At 53.2% G+C, this 18,869-nt stretch carries 18 protein-coding genes; 6 read left to right on the plus strand and 12 right to left on the minus strand.

Annotated features, from left to right (window positions below):
* Nucleotides 1-15: 15 nt before the first annotated feature.
* Together AUMI_RS04070 and glgB are read left to right on the plus strand one after the other, a co-directional pair.
* Nucleotides 16-2,016 carry an alpha-1,4-glucan--maltose-1-phosphate maltosyltransferase gene (locus AUMI_RS04070; protein ID WP_096381599.1) on the plus strand — a complete coding sequence of 667 codons (2,001 nt, stop codon included), beginning with the start codon at nt 16-18 and terminating at the stop codon, nt 2,014-2,016.
* A gap of 98 nt (nt 2,017-2,114) precedes the next feature.
* Nucleotides 2,115-4,280, plus strand: a complete 2,166-nt coding sequence (glgB, locus tag AUMI_RS04075) for a 1,4-alpha-glucan branching protein GlgB (RefSeq protein WP_425338943.1) — start codon at nt 2,115-2,117, stop codon at nt 4,278-4,280.
* On the opposite strand, the gene AUMI_RS04080 is transcribed toward glgB, so the two are convergent.
* The gene (locus tag AUMI_RS04080) at nt 4,281-5,267 is read right to left on the minus strand and encodes a tetratricopeptide repeat protein (protein WP_096381601.1); all 987 of its coding nucleotides are present in this window, start codon (nt 5,265-5,267) and stop codon (nt 4,281-4,283) included. It lies immediately after the preceding gene.
* Nucleotides 5,267-7,057 carry a DUF8094 domain-containing protein gene (locus AUMI_RS04085; protein WP_096381604.1) on the minus strand — a complete coding sequence of 597 codons (1,791 nt, stop codon included), beginning with the start codon at nt 7,055-7,057 and terminating at the stop codon, nt 5,267-5,269. The genes AUMI_RS04080 and AUMI_RS04085 overlap by 1 nt, the downstream gene beginning before the upstream one ends.
* A 203-nt stretch (nt 7,058-7,260) precedes the next feature.
* Between AUMI_RS04085 and AUMI_RS04090 the strand changes: the two genes are divergently transcribed.
* Together AUMI_RS04090 and AUMI_RS04095 are read left to right on the plus strand one after the other, a co-directional pair.
* A complete protein-coding gene (locus AUMI_RS04090; RefSeq protein WP_096381606.1) occupies nt 7,261-8,370 on the plus strand; it encodes a DivIVA domain-containing protein in 1,110 nt (369 codons plus the stop codon).
* Nucleotides 8,367-9,416, plus strand: a complete 1,050-nt coding sequence (locus AUMI_RS04095) for an AI-2E family transporter (protein ID WP_096381609.1) — start codon at nt 8,367-8,369, stop codon at nt 9,414-9,416. Before AUMI_RS04090 ends, AUMI_RS04095 begins: the two co-directional genes overlap by 4 nt.
* Nucleotides 9,417-9,421: 5 nt before the next feature.
* Here the strand turns inward: AUMI_RS04095 and AUMI_RS04100 are convergent, their stop codons facing one another.
* The 9 genes from AUMI_RS04100 to rpsB all read right to left on the minus strand — a co-directional run bounded on the left by AUMI_RS04100 (nt 9,422) and on the right by rpsB (nt 16,040).
* A complete protein-coding gene (locus tag AUMI_RS04100; RefSeq protein ID WP_096381611.1) occupies nt 9,422-10,159 on the minus strand; it encodes an alpha/beta hydrolase in 738 nt (245 codons plus the stop codon).
* Between the two features lie 2 nt (nt 10,160-10,161).
* Nucleotides 10,162-10,452, minus strand: coding sequence for a hypothetical protein (locus AUMI_RS04105; RefSeq protein WP_096381614.1), 291 nt, complete (start codon nt 10,450-10,452; stop codon nt 10,162-10,164).
* Nucleotides 10,452-11,153 (minus strand): aggregation-promoting factor C-terminal-like domain-containing protein, encoded by a 702-nt coding sequence (locus tag AUMI_RS08215; protein ID WP_197702047.1) that lies wholly within the window; start codon nt 11,151-11,153, stop codon nt 10,452-10,454. Before AUMI_RS08215 ends, AUMI_RS04105 begins: the two co-directional genes overlap by 1 nt.
* Nucleotides 11,154-11,216: 63 nt before the next feature.
* The gene (locus tag AUMI_RS04115; RefSeq protein ID WP_096381617.1) at nt 11,217-11,768 is read right to left on the minus strand and encodes a DivIVA domain-containing protein; all 552 of its coding nucleotides are present in this window, start codon (nt 11,766-11,768) and stop codon (nt 11,217-11,219) included.
* A 36-nt stretch (nt 11,769-11,804) separates the two neighbouring features.
* The gene (locus AUMI_RS04120; RefSeq protein ID WP_096381619.1) at nt 11,805-12,779 is read right to left on the minus strand and encodes a phosphatidate cytidylyltransferase; all 975 of its coding nucleotides are present in this window, start codon (nt 12,777-12,779) and stop codon (nt 11,805-11,807) included.
* 18 nt (nt 12,780-12,797) lie between these two features.
* The gene (gene frr, locus AUMI_RS04125; RefSeq protein ID WP_096381621.1) at nt 12,798-13,352 is read right to left on the minus strand and encodes a ribosome recycling factor; all 555 of its coding nucleotides are present in this window, start codon (nt 13,350-13,352) and stop codon (nt 12,798-12,800) included.
* A gap of 35 nt (nt 13,353-13,387) precedes the next feature.
* A complete protein-coding gene (gene pyrH / locus AUMI_RS04130) occupies nt 13,388-14,101 on the minus strand; it encodes a UMP kinase (protein WP_096381623.1) in 714 nt (237 codons plus the stop codon).
* Between the two features lie 127 nt (nt 14,102-14,228).
* Entirely contained in the window at nt 14,229-15,056 is an 828-nt protein-coding gene (tsf, locus tag AUMI_RS04135; protein WP_096381626.1) for a translation elongation factor Ts, read from the minus strand.
* 36 nt (nt 15,057-15,092) lie between these two features.
* Nucleotides 15,093-16,040 carry a 30S ribosomal protein S2 gene (gene rpsB, locus AUMI_RS04140; protein ID WP_096381628.1) on the minus strand — a complete coding sequence of 316 codons (948 nt, stop codon included), beginning with the start codon at nt 16,038-16,040 and terminating at the stop codon, nt 15,093-15,095.
* Between the two features lie 215 nt (nt 16,041-16,255).
* On the opposite strand from rpsB, the gene AUMI_RS04145 reads away from it, so the two are divergent.
* Together AUMI_RS04145 and AUMI_RS04150 are read left to right on the plus strand one after the other, a co-directional pair.
* The gene (locus AUMI_RS04145) at nt 16,256-17,851 is read left to right on the plus strand and encodes an MFS transporter (RefSeq protein ID WP_096381630.1); all 1,596 of its coding nucleotides are present in this window, start codon (nt 16,256-16,258) and stop codon (nt 17,849-17,851) included.
* Between the two features lie 57 nt (nt 17,852-17,908).
* Nucleotides 17,909-18,421 (plus strand): M23 family metallopeptidase, encoded by a 513-nt coding sequence (locus AUMI_RS04150; RefSeq protein WP_096381633.1) that lies wholly within the window; start codon nt 17,909-17,911, stop codon nt 18,419-18,421.
* Here the strand turns inward: AUMI_RS04150 and AUMI_RS04155 are convergent, their stop codons facing one another.
* Nucleotides 18,422-18,841, minus strand: a complete 420-nt coding sequence (locus AUMI_RS04155) for a tetratricopeptide repeat protein (RefSeq protein WP_231951694.1) — start codon at nt 18,839-18,841, stop codon at nt 18,422-18,424.
* Nucleotides 18,842-18,869 lie beyond the last annotated feature (28 nt).

Here is an 18,869-nt window from a genome sequence, read left to right on the forward strand (position 1 = left end):
GAGTAGTTTTCGATTATGGAACCCTCATCCATCGGCCGCATTCCCATTCTCGACGTTCGCCCTGATCTGGGGGTGCCTGAGCTTTCTGCGAAATCGTTTGTCGGAGAAGTTGTCCCTTTCAGCGCGACATGTTTCCGTGAAGGTCACGACCTGATCGGTGTTGCACTGCATTTACGCAACCCCGAAGGAAAGTCTTCGAGGCTTCAGATGCACTCTGCAGGTCCTGGCACCGACAGGTGGATTGTTCAAGCACAGCCAGATAAGCCTGGTGCGTGGACTTTCACCGTTGAGGCCTACTCGGATGACTATGCAACATGGCATCACAACGCTGAGGTTAAGATTCCTCTAGGAATTGATGTGGAGTTGATGCTGACCATCGGCTCCGAGCTGTTCACTCGAGCTTCCAAGGAGCCCTCGAGGACCGCTACCCACCGCAAAAAACTGGCGGCTGTTGCAACCGCATTGGCAGATACAACTATTGACCCACTGATTCGTTTTGAAAAAGCCAGTGGCGAAGAAGTTGATGCCCTGCTTTCACACGCCCCGATTTCTAGCTTGGAAACCTTCTCCGCTGAATACCCACTTCGTGTAGAGCGCGTGCGTGCCGGGTTTGCTAACTGGTATGAATTCTTCCCCCGCTCCGAGGGGGCCAAGCTCAATGCAGATGGTTCCTGGACGTCGGGTACCTTCCGCACGGCAGCCAAACGTTTAACGGCTGTGGCAAAAATGGGCTTCAACGTTTTATACATGCCCCCCATTCACCCCATCGGCACCATCAACCGTAAAGGCCCCAACAACACCTTGGTCACAAACCCAGGTGACCCAGGCTCTCCGTGGGCTATTGGTTCTGCAGACGGCGGCCATGATGCTATCCATCCCGACCTGGGTGACTTTTCTGACTTTGCCTTTTTCCTCAAAGAAGCAAAAAAGAACGGGCTCGAGGTTGCATTAGATCTTGCCCTGCAAGCAGCTCCTGATCACCCGTGGGTAAAAACAAACCCTGAATGGTTTACCACCCTGCCCGATGGCAGCATTGCCTTCGCAGAAAACCCACCCAAGAAGTATCAAGACATCTACCCCATCAATTTTGATAACGACCCTGAAGGCATTCGTGCTGAGGTTCTGCGGGTGGTTTTGTTCTGGATTTCTCAGGGAATCACCACATTCAGGGTTGACAACCCACACACCAAACCAGTCGATTTCTGGGAATGGCTGATTGCTGAAGTTAACAGCAAACATCCCGAAGTTGTTTTTTTAGCTGAAGCGTTTACTCGCCCAGCCATGATGCAAACTCTTGCCAAAGTGGGATTCCAGCAGTCATATTCTTATTTCACCTGGCGCAACACGAAGTGGGAGTTGGAAGAATTCTTCCGCTCGATTTCGAATGACACGGCAGATTTCATGCGGCCTAACCTTTTTGTGAACACGCCAGATATTCTCACCGAATACTTGCAATTCGGGGGGCCTGCCGCCTTCACTATTCGCGCCACGCTCGCGGCAACAGCCGCACCACTGTGGGGTGTGTACACCGGTTTTGAGCTCTATGAATCTGTTGCCCGCCCAGGTGCAGAGGAATATATCGATAACGAAAAGTTCGAATATAAATTCCGCGATTGGGCTGCCATCGACAAGGCCGGGACCTCCCTAGCTCCCTATCTGACACAGTTGAACACAATCCGTGCAGAACACCCTGCTTTGGGACAACTGCGCAACATCACCATTCAGCGCACTGACGATGATGCAATCCTGTGTTACAGCAAACACTTGGATGCCCAATTTACGGGAACCGGAAGCTCCGACACCCTCATCATCGTGGTGAACACTGACCCTCACTCAGTGCGTGAAACCACCGTGCATTTGGATCTCACCACGCTCGGCGCCACACACGGTGACACCCTCACCGTAACCAACCTCATCACCGGCACAGAATGGACTTGGGGTGCAGATAACTACGTACGCTTGGATCCTTTCACTGAGCCAGTCCATATTTTGCATGTGAGCGGAGTGAACTCGTGACCGAGAAAAAGCCAGCCGTGAAAAGAGCTGCAGCCAAAAAAACTACTACGAAGAAAACTGCCCTCTCGGATTGGCACACACCCCAGCTCGATGACGGCCTGCTTGCGTGGGTTGCTCAGGGAAGCCATTACGACCCGCACAGTGTGTTGGGACAGCACCTGATTGCTGTCGAGGGCTCAACAGATCACGTCACGATTATTCGCACTCGACGCCCCTTGGCTTCTGAGGTCATCGCCATATTGGGCAGCAAAGCCCGTATCGAGCTCAGTCACGCCGGTCACGGCATCTGGGAGGGTGCACACACTCTCGGTTTGCAGGATTACAAAATTGAAACCCGTTACCCCGACGGCTCGGAGTGGATTGCAGAAGACGGCTACCGCTTTGCCCCCACCGTTGGTGAGCTAGACCTGCACTTGATTCGTGAAGGAAGACACGAGCGGCTCTGGGAAGTACTCGGTGCTCGCTATATCGGCCATGGCGGAGTCAAGGGGACAGTTCAAGGAACCGCATTTAGTGTGTGGGCTCCTAACGCTCAAGCCCTGCGTGTGAAAGGAACATTCAACAACTGGAACGGCGAAGGCCACTCGATGCGTTCACTGGGCTCGAGTGGCGTCTGGGAACTGTTTGTGCCCGATGTGCACCCCGGTGAGGTCTACAAGTTTGAAATACTCACCAAAGCAGGCCACTGGGTTGAACGTGCCGATCCAATGGCGCGCCAAACTGAGTGCCCACCACTGACGGGCTCCATCATTGCTCACTCCACCTACAAGTGGGGCGATAAGAAGTGGCTGACCAAGCGAGCAAAAACTGCTCAACATGCTGCCCCCATGAGTATTTATGAACTGCATGTGGGTTCATGGCGCCAAGGATTGTCTTACCGCCAGCTAGCAGATGACCTCATTGGTCACGTTCTTGAAACTGGCTTTACCCACGTTGAGTTTATGCCGTTGGCAGAACACCCTTATGGGCCTTCCTGGGGATACCAAGTCACTGGCTACTACGCTCCAACTGCACGCTTTGGCGACCCAGATGATCTGAAGTATCTCATTGACCGCCTGCACGATGCGGGAATCGGAGTGCTCCTGGACTGGGTTCCCGGCCACTTCCCCAAGGACGAATGGGCTTTGGCACGTTTTGATGGTCAGCCTCTCTACGAACATGCTGATCCTCGCAAGGGTGAGCATCCCGACTGGGGAACCTACATCTTTGACTTTGGTCGCAATGAGGTGCGCAACTTCCTCGTGGCCAACGCACTGTATTGGATCGAAGAGTTCCACATTGATGGTTTACGCGTCGACGCCGTCGCATCCATGTTGTACCTGGATTACAGTCGCGAAGATGGCCAGTGGCTGCCCAACCAATACGGCGGACGCGAAAACCTCGAAGCAATCAACTTCCTGCAAGAAGCCAACGCCACCGTTTATAAACACCACCCTGGTGTCATCATGGCAGCCGAGGAGTCAACTTCCTGGGGTGGTGTCACCGCCCCAACCGAAGGTGGCGGTTTGGGCTTTGGTTTCAAATGGAACATGGGCTGGATGCACGACAGCCTCGAATACATCCACACCGATCCGATGTATCGGGAGTATCACCACTGGGATATCACTTTCTCATTCCAGTATGCGTTTAGTGAAAACTTCATCCTGCCGATCTCTCATGACGAGGTCGTTCACGGTAAGGGATCACTTCTAGCCAAAATGCCAGGCGACCACTGGCAAAAGCTGGCAAATATGCGCGCATATTTGGCATTCATGTGGGGCCATCCTGGCAAGCAACTTCTCTTTATGGGGCAAGAGTTCGGTCAGCCCTCAGAGTGGAGCCAGGAACGCTCCCTGGATTGGTGGATTTTGGACCAGCCTGCCCACCAAGGTTTGCAGCGGATGGTGAAGCAGCTCAATAAGGTCTATCAGGACACCCCCGCACTGTGGCAGCGCGATAGCGAGCCTGAAGCCTTCCAGTGGATTGATGGTGCAGATAACGGCCGTAATGTTGTCTCATTTGTTCGCTATGACTCCAAGGGCAACGCGTTAGCTGTGGTATCGAACTTTGCGGGAAACCCTCACCATGATTTCCAGCTTGGTTTGCCCTCAGGTGGAGTCTGGACTGAGCTGTTCAACTCTGATGCTCAGGACTTTGGTGGTTCCGGTGTGGGCAACATGGGCAAGGTGACTGCAACCAAGGACCAGTGGAACAATTTCGAACACTCCGCTCGAATTACCCTGCCACCTTTGGGTGTTCTCTTCTTCTACAAGCCTGCGAAGTAGCTAGTACAGTAGGTTCGTCAGTCGCATCCGTGCGGCATTGACGACAGGGTCAGTCACACCGACAACCTCAAAAAGCTCAAGCAACCTGGCACGAACGACGTTCTTACCATCTTGATCCAAGGTGGGAAAAAGCACGAGAAGACGATCAAAAGCGTCCTCGATGTGACCGCCGGAGACGTCGAGATCTGCAACATCGAGCTGCTGCGCTAACCCCTGAGGGTTAGCTGCAGCTGCAGCACGAATATCTGCCATCGCTTTGCCTTGCAGACGGTGCAATAAGGAAATCTGGGCAAGCCCCGCCTTCGCATCTGCGTCGTTAGGGTTTTGCTTCAGAGCCTTCTCCCACGCCACGATTGCAGCTGGATAGTCTCCTCGCTCTGCAGCATCAAAAGCTTCTTGGTGCAATGGTGGCAGAGCAGGTGCTGGTGGCTCAACTGGAGCACCTGCTTCACCGGCAGGAGCTCCTGCAGGTTTGGCAATGCCCACAACACCGTTTTGTGCAGCAAGTTCCAGAACTTGTTCAAACAGGTTCTGAATGTCCGCTTCTGCGGCAACCCCAGCAAAGAGTGGAAGAGGTCTACCAGCAAGCACTGCAGCAGTCGTTGGAACGGTTTGTGCTTGGAAAGCTTGCGCCAGTTGAGGGTTCTCGACGGCGTTCACACGAACCAAGATCAGGCGCCCCTCAAATGCCAGTACAACCTTTTCCAGAATCGGAGAAAGTTCAGCACACTGGGGGGCTTCGTCTGCCCACAGGTCAACAATGACGGGTACTTGGTTCGACAGATCCAAGATGGCAGTGAAGTTGGTGTCTGTTCCTTCGAGAACCAATTGTGGAACTGGAACCGATGTTCCCGCAGAAACTGGAGCAGAGGGTTCGCCCGGTGCTCGAGTTCCACCAGCGGTGTTCACCGATCCAGGCGCTGGGCGGTTTACCAGTGAACTGAGGTCAACCGCGCCACGTAGGTTAGGAAGTGACGGCATCGACATTAGAGTCCCTTTGCTGCAATCAGGCCCTGGGTGTATCCCAGGAGGCGAATCTTTTCTGTGCTGCCCAATGGCGGAACGTAGAAGGCAAGTTGCAAGCCATAGGTGGATTCCACACCTGTAGGAGAAGAGGAAATACCGCTTAGTGTTTTAGCTTGGCCTTCAAGGCTGACCGATGCTCCTGCTTCGGTGGGCTTGACGGTTTCAACCTCGTTCAAACCGACGGTCACTATGGCACCAGAGTCGAGTGTTGCCAAGCCCATGGGAACTCCAGTTCCCGGTGACTGACTGAATTCAACCGATGCACGACCAGAGAGTGAACCAATCTTTTGGTCTTTGTATGTCTTACCCACCTGCGTTACGAGGGTGTCTGCAGTAAGGTCGAACAAACCGTAATAGGGGCTTGCTTCACCTTGCATCAGGACTGAACCATATGCGGCAGAAAGCTGGTCAGGTGAAATCATGAGCAGTTTGGAATCTGGCATGACCAAAGCGGAACCAACATTTGCTGGCGCAACGGTTGGTACGGAGGCATTTGGTTCCAGCGTGACCAAATACTCAATGTGGTAATTATCCCGAGGAGAATTCTGGATCATCATCAGCCCCATGGTGGGAACGGAAGGATCTTTCTCGTTTTGCACAACAGCGATGACCTGGCGGGGCCATGCGTTAGTTGCCTGAGGCATAACAAATGTAATGGGCGATGCTGCCAGAGCAGGCAATGCGGGAACACCGCCGTCAACCTTGCGGATGGCATAGTTAGCCGCGCGAATTTCCTGAGCAGGTCCAATCAATCGCGTTGCCGACAGGTTTGCATCGAGTGTGGAATCTGCCGAAGAAACGACGGTAGAAATCTTCTCCAGAATCACACCAAGCTGGCGTTCAGTCACAGCTGGGGGTTCACCTTCGATACCAGGAGTTGGCGTCGCTGAAGGAGTTGCTTGCTCAGCTGGTGCCTGTGGAGCTTGGAAAGGACTGCACGAGCTCAATCCCACCGTCAGCACACCTGCGAGGCCCAGAGCCACGAAGCTAGAGCCCCGTGGCAGTGCACGGCGGCCCTTGGCCGCGGCACTTACCAAAGATTTAGGTTTCGGCATGCTCAAGCTACGAGGCTTAGGTGGCTTAGGACCTGATCCCCGACGCCTGGGGCCTTGAGAGTTGCGGTCATGGCGCAATGCCCACAAATACAAAATCAAGCCCACCAGTGCCAACACACCACCGATGATGATGAATCCCGTGGCAAACGGAACAGCGCTCGGCAGTGGCCATGAAATTGTCACGTCACCTGGAGCATTAGCTGTCCCATCCGAAGCGATGATGACAGACATGCTCTTGTCCAGTTCGGTAGGCACGGTCGCAGCCTTTTGAGCGTTTGCTTCTCCAAGCCAGAGATCACTGCCAGCAGGAGAGATAACAGTCTGCTCAGGAAGTTCTGTCAAAGCAGGGTTTTCTGGATCCTCGACTAGGGGCTTGCCTTCAGCGAGAACAAACTTGCTCTGGTTTGTGGAGTACCCCAAGGCGTCAAAGTCATCTGAGCCGATCCAGGCTTTAACGTCATCTGTGCGACCGTAGCCAACAAAGTTTCCTTTACTGGCTCCAGAAACTGTGATGTAGGGGGTGTTTCCGTGGAGGGTAAGAGTCTTACCGTCGATGACCATGTAGGGAGTATTTGGATTTACTTCCGCACTGAGGGTGATCATTTCGGGGCCGGAGAAAAAAAGTTTCTGGGTTACACCGATGCCAAGCAGAATGGCCGCTACGACGAACACGCCAATAGCAATAATGAACCGCACGATTTGTCTCCTAGTACGTATGCACGTTCATGACACCAGATTCGGTCACCAACGTCACGTTAAGTCCTAATAAAGATACCCGAAACACGTGAGGGAAACCTGTGAGGGGCTTTTTCCCCTTATCCGGCGCAGATTATGGCTTCACACCTAGGTAGACTCACAGGGTTGCTTTCTCCCGAAAGTCGGGAGTATGGAAGGGAACAGTGTCTTCTGAATCCTCGTTTTCTCGCGTCTTGCGTGGATACGATCCTCAGCAAGTAGACGCGTTAGTGCAGAAACTTCGCCGCGAACTGCTCGCCGCCAAAACGCTGCACGATGACACTCTCAATCAACTGAAAGCCCTAGAAGAGCGGGTAGCTGAGCTCGAACTAGAACTCAACAATCAGGCAAGCCCCACGCCAGCCGGACTCACAGCACAACTGGCCAAGAAATTCGCTCAAGCAGACAAACAAGCACGCCAGATTATTCTCAACGCGGAAAGTGATGCCCTGCTGATTCGATCAGCGGCTGAGAAAACCTCAAGCCAATTCATAGAATCTGCGCGCGAAGGGTATGAGCAGGTTCGAGCTGAAGCTCTTCAGAATGCTCACGAACTTCGCGAGGAAGCAACTGCTGAAGCTGAAGAAATTATTTCTTCCGCACAAGCTGAAGCAGATCGCATCATTGCCGAGGCCCAGGCTGAAGCAAAGAAAATTCATGGTGACAGTTCAACGCTGAGCGCAAAAATGCGTGCTGAGTCACGCAATGAAGCAAGTCGGATCATTGCTGATGCCCAGCGTGAAGCTGCCGAGTTGCGTTTGGTCCTCGTAGCTGGCCGAGACAAAGGAGTCACGGTCAGCGACGAGATTATGCAGATTCTCAAGCTCAACGCTGATGGCGCTGCTGTTCGCGCTCAGATGGAACACGATATTGAACAACGACACCAAGAATCTGTTTTGCAGACAGATAAGTACCTCGCCTCTGCAGAGGCACAGCTAGCGATTTCGAGAACCGCACAGCGCGAACTGGAAGCACAGTTAGCTGCACAAGAAAACACTGCTGATAAAGATGCACAGCACATTATTGAGCAGGCACGCAAGAAGGCAGCTGCTACCGAGGATGCGGCCACTACTCACGCCCGCAAAATCATTGCTGATGCCGAAAAGTATGTTGCTGCTGTTCTTGCCTCGATTTATACCCAGCTTGAAGACATACGTCTTGAGCGTGAATCCGTCGCTTCATTCTTTGACGCGCTACGGTTGGAGTTAGAGAAAACACTTCCGGTGGCACCGCGCCCCACGAAGCGTGCCACGAAAAAGGAGCTTTCCCAGTGAAAATTCAAAACGCATTCCGCGCCGGTCTGATCGGTAGCTTGGGCGTTGGTCTAGGAATCATCCTGATGACTGCAGTGCAGTCCTTGGCAACAGTTCTCACCTACATCTTTATTGCCATGTTCTTATCTTTGGGTCTTGACCCTGCAGTGAAGTGGCTTGAAACCAAGAAATTCCCTAAGTGGGCCGCAATTGCCACCGTAGTCGTGGGAGTTCTGGGCGTTTTCGTCGGTGTCTTATTCGCCATTGTTCCCGCGATGATTGACCAAATGGTCTCATTGTGGACCCATTTGCCAGCAGAAATAACTCAACTGCGAACTCAGGATTGGATTGCTTTCCTCGATAAGCAGTTTGGCGATGTTGTCGACATCAATGCGGTAATTGCTGAAATAGGGAAATTCTTTAGTGACCCAGCAAACATCAGCAAGATTGCCGGTGGTGCATTAGCTGTAGGAGTTGGCGTAGCTAACGCAATCAGCGGAACGCTGATTGTGGTTATTTTGACCTTGTACTTCACCGCTTCACTGCAGCTGGTGAAGGACACCGTTTACAAGTTTGTTCCTAAGAGCCGTCGCGACAACTTCATTCGCATGAGCGAGGAAATTACCGGCGGTGTCGGTAAATATGTTGTGGGACAGATTTCGTTGGCTGTCCTCAACGGTTTCCTCGCATTCTTGGTGTTGACACTCATCGGTGGAAAGCAAGCCCTGCTCTTTGGTTTCCTTGCGTTCTTGTTCGCACTGATTCCTCTCGTTGGTACAGTGCTTTCCTGGATCTTGGTGACCTCCGGTCAGCTTCTTTTGGCCGGACCTGAAACAGCCTTGATTATCTGTATCTACTTCTTGATTTACATGCAGATTGAGGCCTACGTGCTCAGCCCACGCATCATGAACAAGGCCATTTCTATCCCTGGTTCCATCGTCGTTATTGCCGCACTGGCTGGTGGAACATTGATGGGAGTTCTTGGAGCACTTGTTGCGATTCCTATCGCAGCGTCAATTGTGCTGGTGGTCAAACAGGTCGTTTACCCAGCACAAGACCAGATCTAACCTCTTTATTTCGCTGAGCCTTCGAACTCGCCTTCCCAGAACTCTGGCAAAGGCGCGGCAGAGGGGTTGACTCTTTCGACGATTTCGTTGAGGACACGCTTTGTTTGGTTCTCGCCCACCCACAGGTGCTTTCCGCCTTCAACCTCAACGATGTCAATGTGAGAGACCGTAGAGAAGCGCTCACGCGCTTCAGGTCCCTGCAAATAGTCATCATGCTCGGGGACGAGGGCAACAAGCTGACGGTGGTCGTTATTCCATGCAGCTACTTCCTCTGCTGTAGCACGATGCAATGGCGGGGACAGCAAAATGGCGCCATCGATAGCGTGCTCCCGGCCATATTTCAACGCCAGCTCAGTTCCAAAAGACCAGCCGACAAGCCAAGGGTGTGGAAGTCCTCGCTGGTGAACAAAATCCATTGCGGCAGCGACATCAGCGCGTTCATCAACGCCGTGGCCAAATTCGCCGTGGCTGTGTCCGCGAGCAGACTTCGTGCCACGGGTGTTGAATCTCAATACGGCTAACTGCGCTAGCGCGGGCAGTCTGCCAGCAGCTTTACGCAGGATATGGGAGTCCATGAAGCCACCTGCGGTAGGCAGAGGGTGCAAGGTCACCAAAGTTGCAACCGGGTCACCTTCGAGAGGGAGCGCTAACTCCCCCACCAAGGTCAGCCCATCACTGGTGTGCAGTTCAATGTCTTCTCGACGTGCGGGCAGGTTGATCCCGCCACGAATTTCAACAGCCATAACTAACTCATCTTCCAACATGCCTGGTGCCAGTGGCGCCGTGCTTCCACATCTGCTTTGTCACCCAAGATTCCATCGTTACGCCACGCAACGAGGTGGGCTACGCCCTCCTGGATCATTAGCGAGCATCCTGGGCAGGTATAGGTCTTGTTTGCATTGAGGGCTGAAATAGGCTGTACGGTCCATTCACGCCCGTTACGCACCTCTGTACGACGAAATCCCGTTGTGAGACGTTCAACGTCTAAGGGCTCATACTCCGCATCCCGTTTGCGGGAACGGTTGTTCTTGGCCATTAGTACCAGTGAACGGCTTCAGAGTGAGCCCACGCACCGCAGGGTGAACCGTAACGACCCTGGATGTATCGAAGTCCCCACTCAATCTGTGTTGCCGGATTGGTTTGCCAGTCATCTGCCACGGTTGCCATTTTTTCGCCCGGCAGAGACTGTGGGATGCCGTAGGCGCCACTGCTCTTGTTGTGTGCGTAAACATTCCAGTGGGATTCGCGGTTCCACAGTGCAACGAGGCAATCAAACTGTTCCATACCCCAGCCACGTGCCAACACGGCCTGGAGACCAATCGCCTGTGCCGTATCAGGATCAGGAATTCCAGCTGCAGGTGCAGAAGCAGAAGCAGCCTTGGCGGCAACTCTGGCACTGATACTCACACCATCACGGCCTGCGGCAGTGGTGTAGGTGCCGTCGACATCAATATCTTGACCATCTGGAGCCACGATGGTTGCCGGAATGTAATATGGCGAAGCCACAGCACCAGAATAAGGATCAACTACGTTGACCAGCAGCAAACCGATGGTGACAAGAAAGGCTGAAGAGAACAGCTTGAATGAACGCTGAGATGGGAACAGCTGTGGGCCTGAGAAGCGTGGCAGGGCAAGCGAAAAACCTCTGCGCGCCGATGAAGCTGAGGCTGCAGAGTCACCCGTGGCGCGTGGAACCGAACGGTTCGACGCGCGAGTTACTTCTGAATGTCTACCCACAGTGCTCCAATTTTAGCCCAGAAGGCTGAGAATCAGCCAATAGAGAGCCTCTGAACAGGGGTTTTAGTTGTTTCCGAGGGCTAACAGCAGCTCAACAAGAGCATCAAGGACAGCATCAACCTGTGCCTCGTCGTATCCCCCACGACCAGGTCGGAAGGTAACCGAACGCACATCAGCAACACTCAGAGGTTCGCCAGTTGTCAAGAATGCATTGACCCGCTCGGCAAACGCATCCACGTCCTTGACCTTGTAACCCTGGGCAAGGAATTTAGCTTTGTTAAATCGCTGTCCAGGCTTGCGTGCAAAACGTGACGTGAGGGCAGCAGAAAGCTCGCTGGTTTGTTGAAGCCATGCAGCTTCACCCATCGTGGCCAATGCAACCGCTCGTTCACGCTCTGCAAAGGCTGTTTCTAGTCTCTCTAGAGCACCATCAACATGACGGGTGGAGTACCCGCCCTTTTGCAACGAGAAAGCAGTGTTGCGAATATCTGTTGAGGTCAGAGTCACCGCCCCAGCAATGTTGCTGTCATAGGCAACGCGTGCTTGCGCAATAAATGCATCGACTTGCTCTGCGTTGTATCCGCGGGCGCCGCGCTTGACGCGGGGAAATGACATACTCACAAGACTTATTGTTTCAGAGAATTATGTGCCTTAGTGCACAACCAGGACATAGATCACATATGTCACCAGCGCTGAAGGCAAAATCGAGTCCAAACGATCGAGAAAACCACCGTGGCCCGCAAGCCAGGAACTCATGTCCTTCACGCCGATCGTGCGCTTGATGTGAGATTCTCCCAAATCACCCAAGGTTGCAGTCACGAGCAGGATGGGGCCCAGAATCAAACCAAACCACCACGGCTGTCCGAGCATAAAAATACTCAGCAGCACTGCAGCAATAATCGCTGCTACACCAGCACCAGCAAAACCTTCCCAAGTTTTCTTGGGACTAATCTTGGGCGCCATGGGGTGCTTGCCAAAGTTCAAACCGCTGACATAAGCACCAGTGTCCACCGAGACAACAATAATCAAGAAGGCGAGGGTCCACCATTGACCGTTAGGTTGTGACACCAATGCCACGGCAAAGCTTCCCAACACGGTGACGTAGGCCTGAACAAAAGCAGCAGCCTTGAAGTCCCTAAATAAGCTCACATCCGCTATGGCGTGAACCCCACGCTTGATTTCGAGAGCTCTCCAGGCAGATACAAAAACCACGCCGATGATTGCCACCCCAATGGCAGCGAAAACACCGAAGTAATAGGCGACAGGAACGGCAACAACTGCGGTCACTGCGGTTGGAATGCGGGGAACCCGACGGCCCATCGCGCGAAGCGCAGTAGAAAGTTCGACCGAAGAAATCCCCAACAAAACTGCCGCAAAGAGCATGAACAAATCTTTGTTGACCAACAGGCTCAACAGCAGAATTGCTCCTAGAGCAACACCGATTCCAATAGCACCTAGGAGATTACGGCCGGATTTTTGCTTGATTTTTTCGTTCGTTTTTTCGAACTGGAGACGCCGAGCTTCAAGTTGGCGCTCAAAATCTGCCCGGGTAGCCCTTAATTGGGCATGTAATTCTCCAGCAGGATTTCTCTTGCTGTGTTCATCGCGATGTGGATTCTCGTTCATGGCAGGAACCAGAGCTCACTAAACCTTGAGTAGTTCAGCTTCCTTGTGCTTGAGAGCCTCATCGATAGCGTCAACGTACTTCTTAGTGAGCGCTTCGAGTTCCTTCTCGCCACGAGCACGCTCGTCATCGCCGAGTTCACCCTTGAACGCATCAATGCCGTCCTTGGCACTGCGTCGGATGTTCCGCAGAGAAACTTTGGCGTCTTCAGCTTTAGCCTTCACAATCTTGACGTATTCCTTACGTCGCTCTTCAGTGAGCTCCGGCATGGTCACACGAATGACATTGCCGTCATTGGTGGGGTTAGCATCCAGGTTTGGTACGTCGCGAATGGCCTGCTCGATGTCACGCAGTGCGCCCTTATCAAACGGGGTGATCAGGAGCGTGCGTGCTTCAGGGTTCTGCATAGAAGCCAGCTGAGCTAGAGGCGTAGGGCTTCCGTAGTAGGTCACCATGACCTTTTGAAACATGGCTGGGTTAGCGCGGCCAGTGCGAACGCTCGAGAAATCTTCCTTGGCTACTTCAACAGCCTTGGCCATACGCTCTGAAGCATCTGACAATACATCCGCAATCACGGTAACTCCTTGAAATTTGGTGCGAGAATGCCAGTCTAGTTGGTGACCAGCGTGCCGATCTTTTCTCCCAGGATTGCCTTGGTGACATTTCCGGAAGGTTCCATACCAAATACTCGCATGGGCATCTTGTTATCCATGCACAGGCTGAAGGCGGTGGAGTCAACCACTTTGAGTCCACGCTTGAGTGCATCCCTAAAGGTGACTGTCTCGAGTTTTTCAGCACTGGGGTCTGTTTTGGGATCTGCAGTGTAGACACCATCGACGCCGTTCTTTGCTACGAGTACCTCATCAGCGTGAATTTCGAGTGCACGCTGGGCCGAGACGGTATCGGTAGAGAAGAAAGGTAAACCAGCACCGGCACCGAAGACGACAACGCGTCCCTTTTCCAGGTGGCGAATAGCTCGCAAGGGCAGGTAGGGTTCAGCAACCTGACTCATTGCGATAGCAGATTGCACGCGGGTAGCAGCACCTGCTTGCTCTAGGAAGTCTTGCAGCGCGAGGGCATTCATAACTGTTCCGAGCATTCCCATGTAGTCAGCTCGCGCACGATCCATACCTCGCTGAGACAGCTCAGCTCCGCGGAAGAAGTTTCCACCACCGACGACAACCGCAACATCTACCTTTTCTGAGGCAACGGCAATCTCTCTGGCAATGGCGCTGACAACGTCAGGGTTGACGCCAAGTCCACCGCCACCAAAGGCCTCACCCGAAAGCTTGAGAAGTACTCGACGGCGGGTGTTTGTCGGCATGAGAATCCTTATCTAGTGAAGTAGCGCTGGTACTAATTTACTCTGGTGCAAGGTGGTGCCCACCACGGCACACATGAAAGAAGCCCAATCCAATGGGATTGGGCTTCTTTACGAATAGTGCGTGTGACTATGCGCCAACCTTGAAACGTGCAAAGCCGGTGATGGTCAGGCCAGCGTTGTCAACGACCTGCTGAACCTTGAACTTGTTGTCGCGAGAGTATTCCTGCTCGAGCAAAGCAATCTGCTTGATGTAGGCGGTGATACGACCGTCAACGATCTTCTCCAGCTGCGCTTCGGGCTTGCCCTCGTTGCGGCTGATTTCGGTAACGATTGCACGCTCCTTCTCGATGTCCTCTGCAGGAACATCTGCGCGGCTGAGGTACACAGGGTCAGCGAAGGAGATGTGCTGTGCAATTGCACGAGCAGTTTCTGCGTCATCACCGGTGTAGGCAACAACAACACCAACCTGTGGAGGAAGGTCCTGGCTGGTCTGGTGCAGGTAGATAGAGAACTTGTCGCCGCTGAATGATGCGAGACGACGAAGTTCAATTTTTTCACCAAGAATTGCTGCTTCATCTGCGATGAGTTCAGCAACAGTCTGTGAACCGGCAGGAGCTGCCAGTGCTGCTTCAACACTGGTTGCGCCAGCTGCGGAAACTGCGTCAAGAACCTTCTCAGACAGAGCAACGAACTTGTCACCCTTGGCCACGAAGTCGGTCTCGCAGGCGAGCTCGATCATGGTTGCGGTGCCATTTTCTTCCTTGGCAGCAACGAGACCTTCGCTGGTGGAGCGGTCGGCGCGCTTAGCGTTACCCTTTGCTCCCTTGAGGCGAAGAATTTCGGTTGCCTTTTCCAAGTCACCGTTTGCTTCGGTGAGGGCATTCTTGGTGTCGACCATGCCGGTGCCGAGGCGCTCGCGCAGGGTCTTGAGGTCTTCCATGCTGAAAGATGCCATAGTTTTATCTCCTATTTAAGGATTGAGTGTCGGAAATTATTCGGCAGCTGGCTTCTTGGCAGCTGGCTTCTTAGCGGCAGGCTTCTTTTCTGCAGCGTCAGCCTTGGGAGCAGCAGCCTTCTTTGCAGCAGGCTTCTTCTCTTCTGCAGCTACTTCAGCTGCAACTTCTGCTGCAACCTCTTCTGCCACAGCTTCAACAACTGCTGCTTCAACTACTGCCTCAGCGCTTGCTTCGAGGAGTTCGCGCTCCCACTCAGCCAGTGGCTCAGCAGATTCGCCCTCAGCAGGTTTCTGGTGACGCTGAATCAGACCCTCAGCAACTGCATCTGCAATCACACGAGTGAGCAGACCAACAGAGCGGATTGCATCATCGTTACCAGGGATGGGGTATGTCATCTCATCTGGGTCACAGTTGGTGTCGAGGATACCGATAACAGGGATACCAAGCTTCTTAGCTTCCTGAATAGCCAGGTGCTCTTTCTTGGTGTCAACAACCCAGATAGCGGAAGGGGTCTTGGTCAGGTTGCGGATACCACCGAGGCTCTTGTGGAGCTTGTCGAGTTCACGCTTCTTGATCAGAAGTTCCTTCTTGGTGAAGCCACTCTTTGTGGTGTCTTCGAAGTCGAGCTCTTCGAGCTCCTTCATGCGAGCAAGGCGCTTACCAACGGTGTTGAAGTTGGTGAGGAGGCCACCGAGCCAACGCTGGTTGACATAAGGCTGACCTACGCGAGTTGCCTGCTCGAGGATTGCTTCCTGAGCCTGCTTCTTGGTTCCTACGAAGAGGATAGTGCCGCCGTGTGCGACAGTTTCCTTGACGAAGTCGTAGGCGTTGTCAATGTGTGCCAAAGACTGCTGCAGGTCGATGATGTGGATACCGGAGCGCTCTGCGAGAACGAAACGCTTTACTTTAGGGTTCCAACGACGGGTTTGGTGTCCGAAGTGAACACCGCTGTCAAGCAGCTGGCGGATAGTTACGACGGCCATGGCCATCTCCTTTTCTTGGCATGTTTTGTGCACAGCACAACACACCGCTTGCGGTTTTGTCGCAGATAACCGGTTGGTTTCTGCCCTAGTGCCCGATGCAATTCCCGCGAATCTGATTGCTCAGTTTCGACCGAAGGGTTTTGTCATACGTGGTGGGCACGCGAAGTCACCCCATAAATGGAGTGCTACCCAAGCATAACAGGCACAATAGGGGTATGGCATCTTCAGCTCCCGTTACACTACCCACCAGCACTTCCCCAAAGAATGCTGCCCTCATCCTCACCGCCCTCATTTTGGGTGCTGGCGTTGCCAACATGAACTTGTCGGTAGCTAACGTTGGGCTTCCCGACATTGGTCGTGACCTGGGAGCATCTCAGGCCGGACTTAACATCGTTGCTGTCGGCTTTTCTTTGGGTCTTGCTGCCACAGTTCTGTATTTAGGTGCTCTCGGTGACCGCTACGGCCGCAAGGGAATGCTGTTACTGGGTTTAATCATTGGCATTCCGGCCGCGTTAATGTCGTCCCTGTCCCCCACGATTGAGATGTTGGCACTTTCTCGCCTCATCGGTGGTTTTGCTGCAGGTATGGCATATCCCACGACTTTGGCTTTGATTACAGCATTGTGGTCTGGTCCGGCCAGAACGAGGGCTATTGCACTGTGGTCTGCCATAGGCGCAGCAATGTCCGCCTCATCCACACTGCTTGCAGGCGCTGTTCTGCTCGTTCTCCCCTGGGGATACAGCTTCCTCATTGCAGTTCCCTTTGCCGTTGTGGCTATCTTCATGGTGTGGCGCTTAGTGCCTGCCCACGTCAATGAGACCGACGACAAAGTCGATCACCTTGGCGGTGTGCTTTCTGCTTTGTTTATTGGTTCATTGGTGCTGGGAATCAATTACCTCGCCCTGGATTCTCAAGAAGGCATTGCCCTGGGCATGCTCGGTTTTGCTGCGGTGATGGGAGTTCTCTTCTTCTGGCGACAAAAACGTGCTAGCGAACCCCTCTTTGACCTGCACTATGCCGCAAGGCCACCTTTCTGGGTTGCGGCGGTGTCCGGAATTATCGTCTTTGGTTCACTGATGGGCGCAATGTTTGTTGGACAGCAGTTTCTCCAAAACGTTTTGGGATACAACACGCTAGAAGCCGGTGCTGCGATCTTGCCCTGTGCAATTTCGATGGTCATGGTGGCTCCATTTTCAAGCCGCATGATTGAGCGCTATGGATCACGCACAACTCTTCTCATTGGTTTTGTTGTGTGCATGCTTGGCTTCGTCAGCATGCTCCTCTTGTGGAATATCCACACCCCAGTTTCCTTTGTCATGCTCAGCTACATACTTGTCGGCATAGGAGTGGGCTTTGCCGGAACACCCGCATCTCACGCACTCACCGATTCTGTTCCGGTTACCAAAGTGGGTATGGCATCGGGTACCGGTGATCTACAACGCGATCTCGGTGGCTCAATCATGCAGTCGTTATTGGGCGCGATTTTGGGTGCTGGCTACGCTTCAGCTATTTCCACAGCAATCGCTGATGCTCCAGAAGCAACAAAGTCACTCATCACCTCGGATGTCAGTCAGGCATTACAGAAATCTTTTGGAAGTGCCGAGGATGTTGCGAAGCAATATCCCGACTATGCCACTGCAATTGTGGATGCAGCTCAAGCATCTTTCCTCGCAGGTGCTAACTGGGCTTATGCCACAGGCATTTTCGTCATGATTATTGGCATGTTCATCACGTTCTTCTTCTTCCCCCGCAAGAACCAGGAACGTGAACTGTATGCCGAATACGCCAAGCAGTCCTCAACAACCAACTAAATGTGATGTTGTGCTCAAAGAATGCTGAGCACCACCTTATAATGTCGACATTCCCGCATGCTCGTGCGCATGTGGAATGTCAAAGCAATTCGTTTACTCGCAACAAGCCTGTTAGCTATCACTGTTGCGGTGAGCTTCAATGCACAAAGCGCACAAGCCTTACTATCAGGAACGTGGTCGTGGCCACTGTCTGGTCAGCGCTCAGTACTGCGACACTACGAGGCGCCTGAGCGCTTTTATGCACCTGGTCATCGCGGCATTGACCTACCTGCAGTCACAGGCCAAGAAGTTGTAGCCCCAGCAGACGGCGTTGTGCACTTTGTGGGACATGTGGTCAACCGCGATGTCATCTCTGTTCAACACGGGCAGTATCTCTCCAGTTTTGAACCGGTCAGCTCAGGGTTGAAAAAGGGAGACCTGGTAGAACGCGGTCAGGTTATTGGGACGGTTTCAGCAGGGTCTCACTGTGAGTGCCTGCATATGAGTGCCCGTAAAGGTGAGAACTATCTCTCGCCCCTCGCTCTTTTGGCAACCATTCCACCCGCCGTGTCACTTCCCTGGGATGACTAGCTACGCAGGATTGGCTTTGTGGAGAGAGATTGCAGTTCGAATAGCATGACGAGCTCGCTTGCGATCACCCGAAGCGTCATAAGCCATTCCCAGTTCAAACCAGGCGCGCCAGCTTTCTGGATCCTTCTCCACCGCCGCCGCATAGCGAGGAAACTCCTTATCGGCATCCTCGCGAAGAGGCCGCCCACTGGGGCGGTGACGAATTACTTCTCCGGGGAGAGAACCTTCAGCCTGCAAGATTTTGACGAGTTTGCTTGTGGTAAACCCAAATGCAAGTTCTCGCCACAAACCCCAGGCACCCACCAAAGGCAACACAATGAGGGCATACCCCATCACGACTGCCACAGGCACTCCGGTGGAAATCAAGATGATGCCTTGGTAGAACGCAGCCCATAAATACAGCACCAGCAGCGCTGCCATCAGGAGTACTCCGAGGAAAGTGCGCACG

It is taken from the genome of Aurantimicrobium minutum (assembly GCF_002355535.1).
In the GTDB taxonomy this organism is placed as follows: Bacteria; Actinomycetota; Actinomycetes; order Actinomycetales; family Microbacteriaceae; genus Aurantimicrobium; species Aurantimicrobium minutum.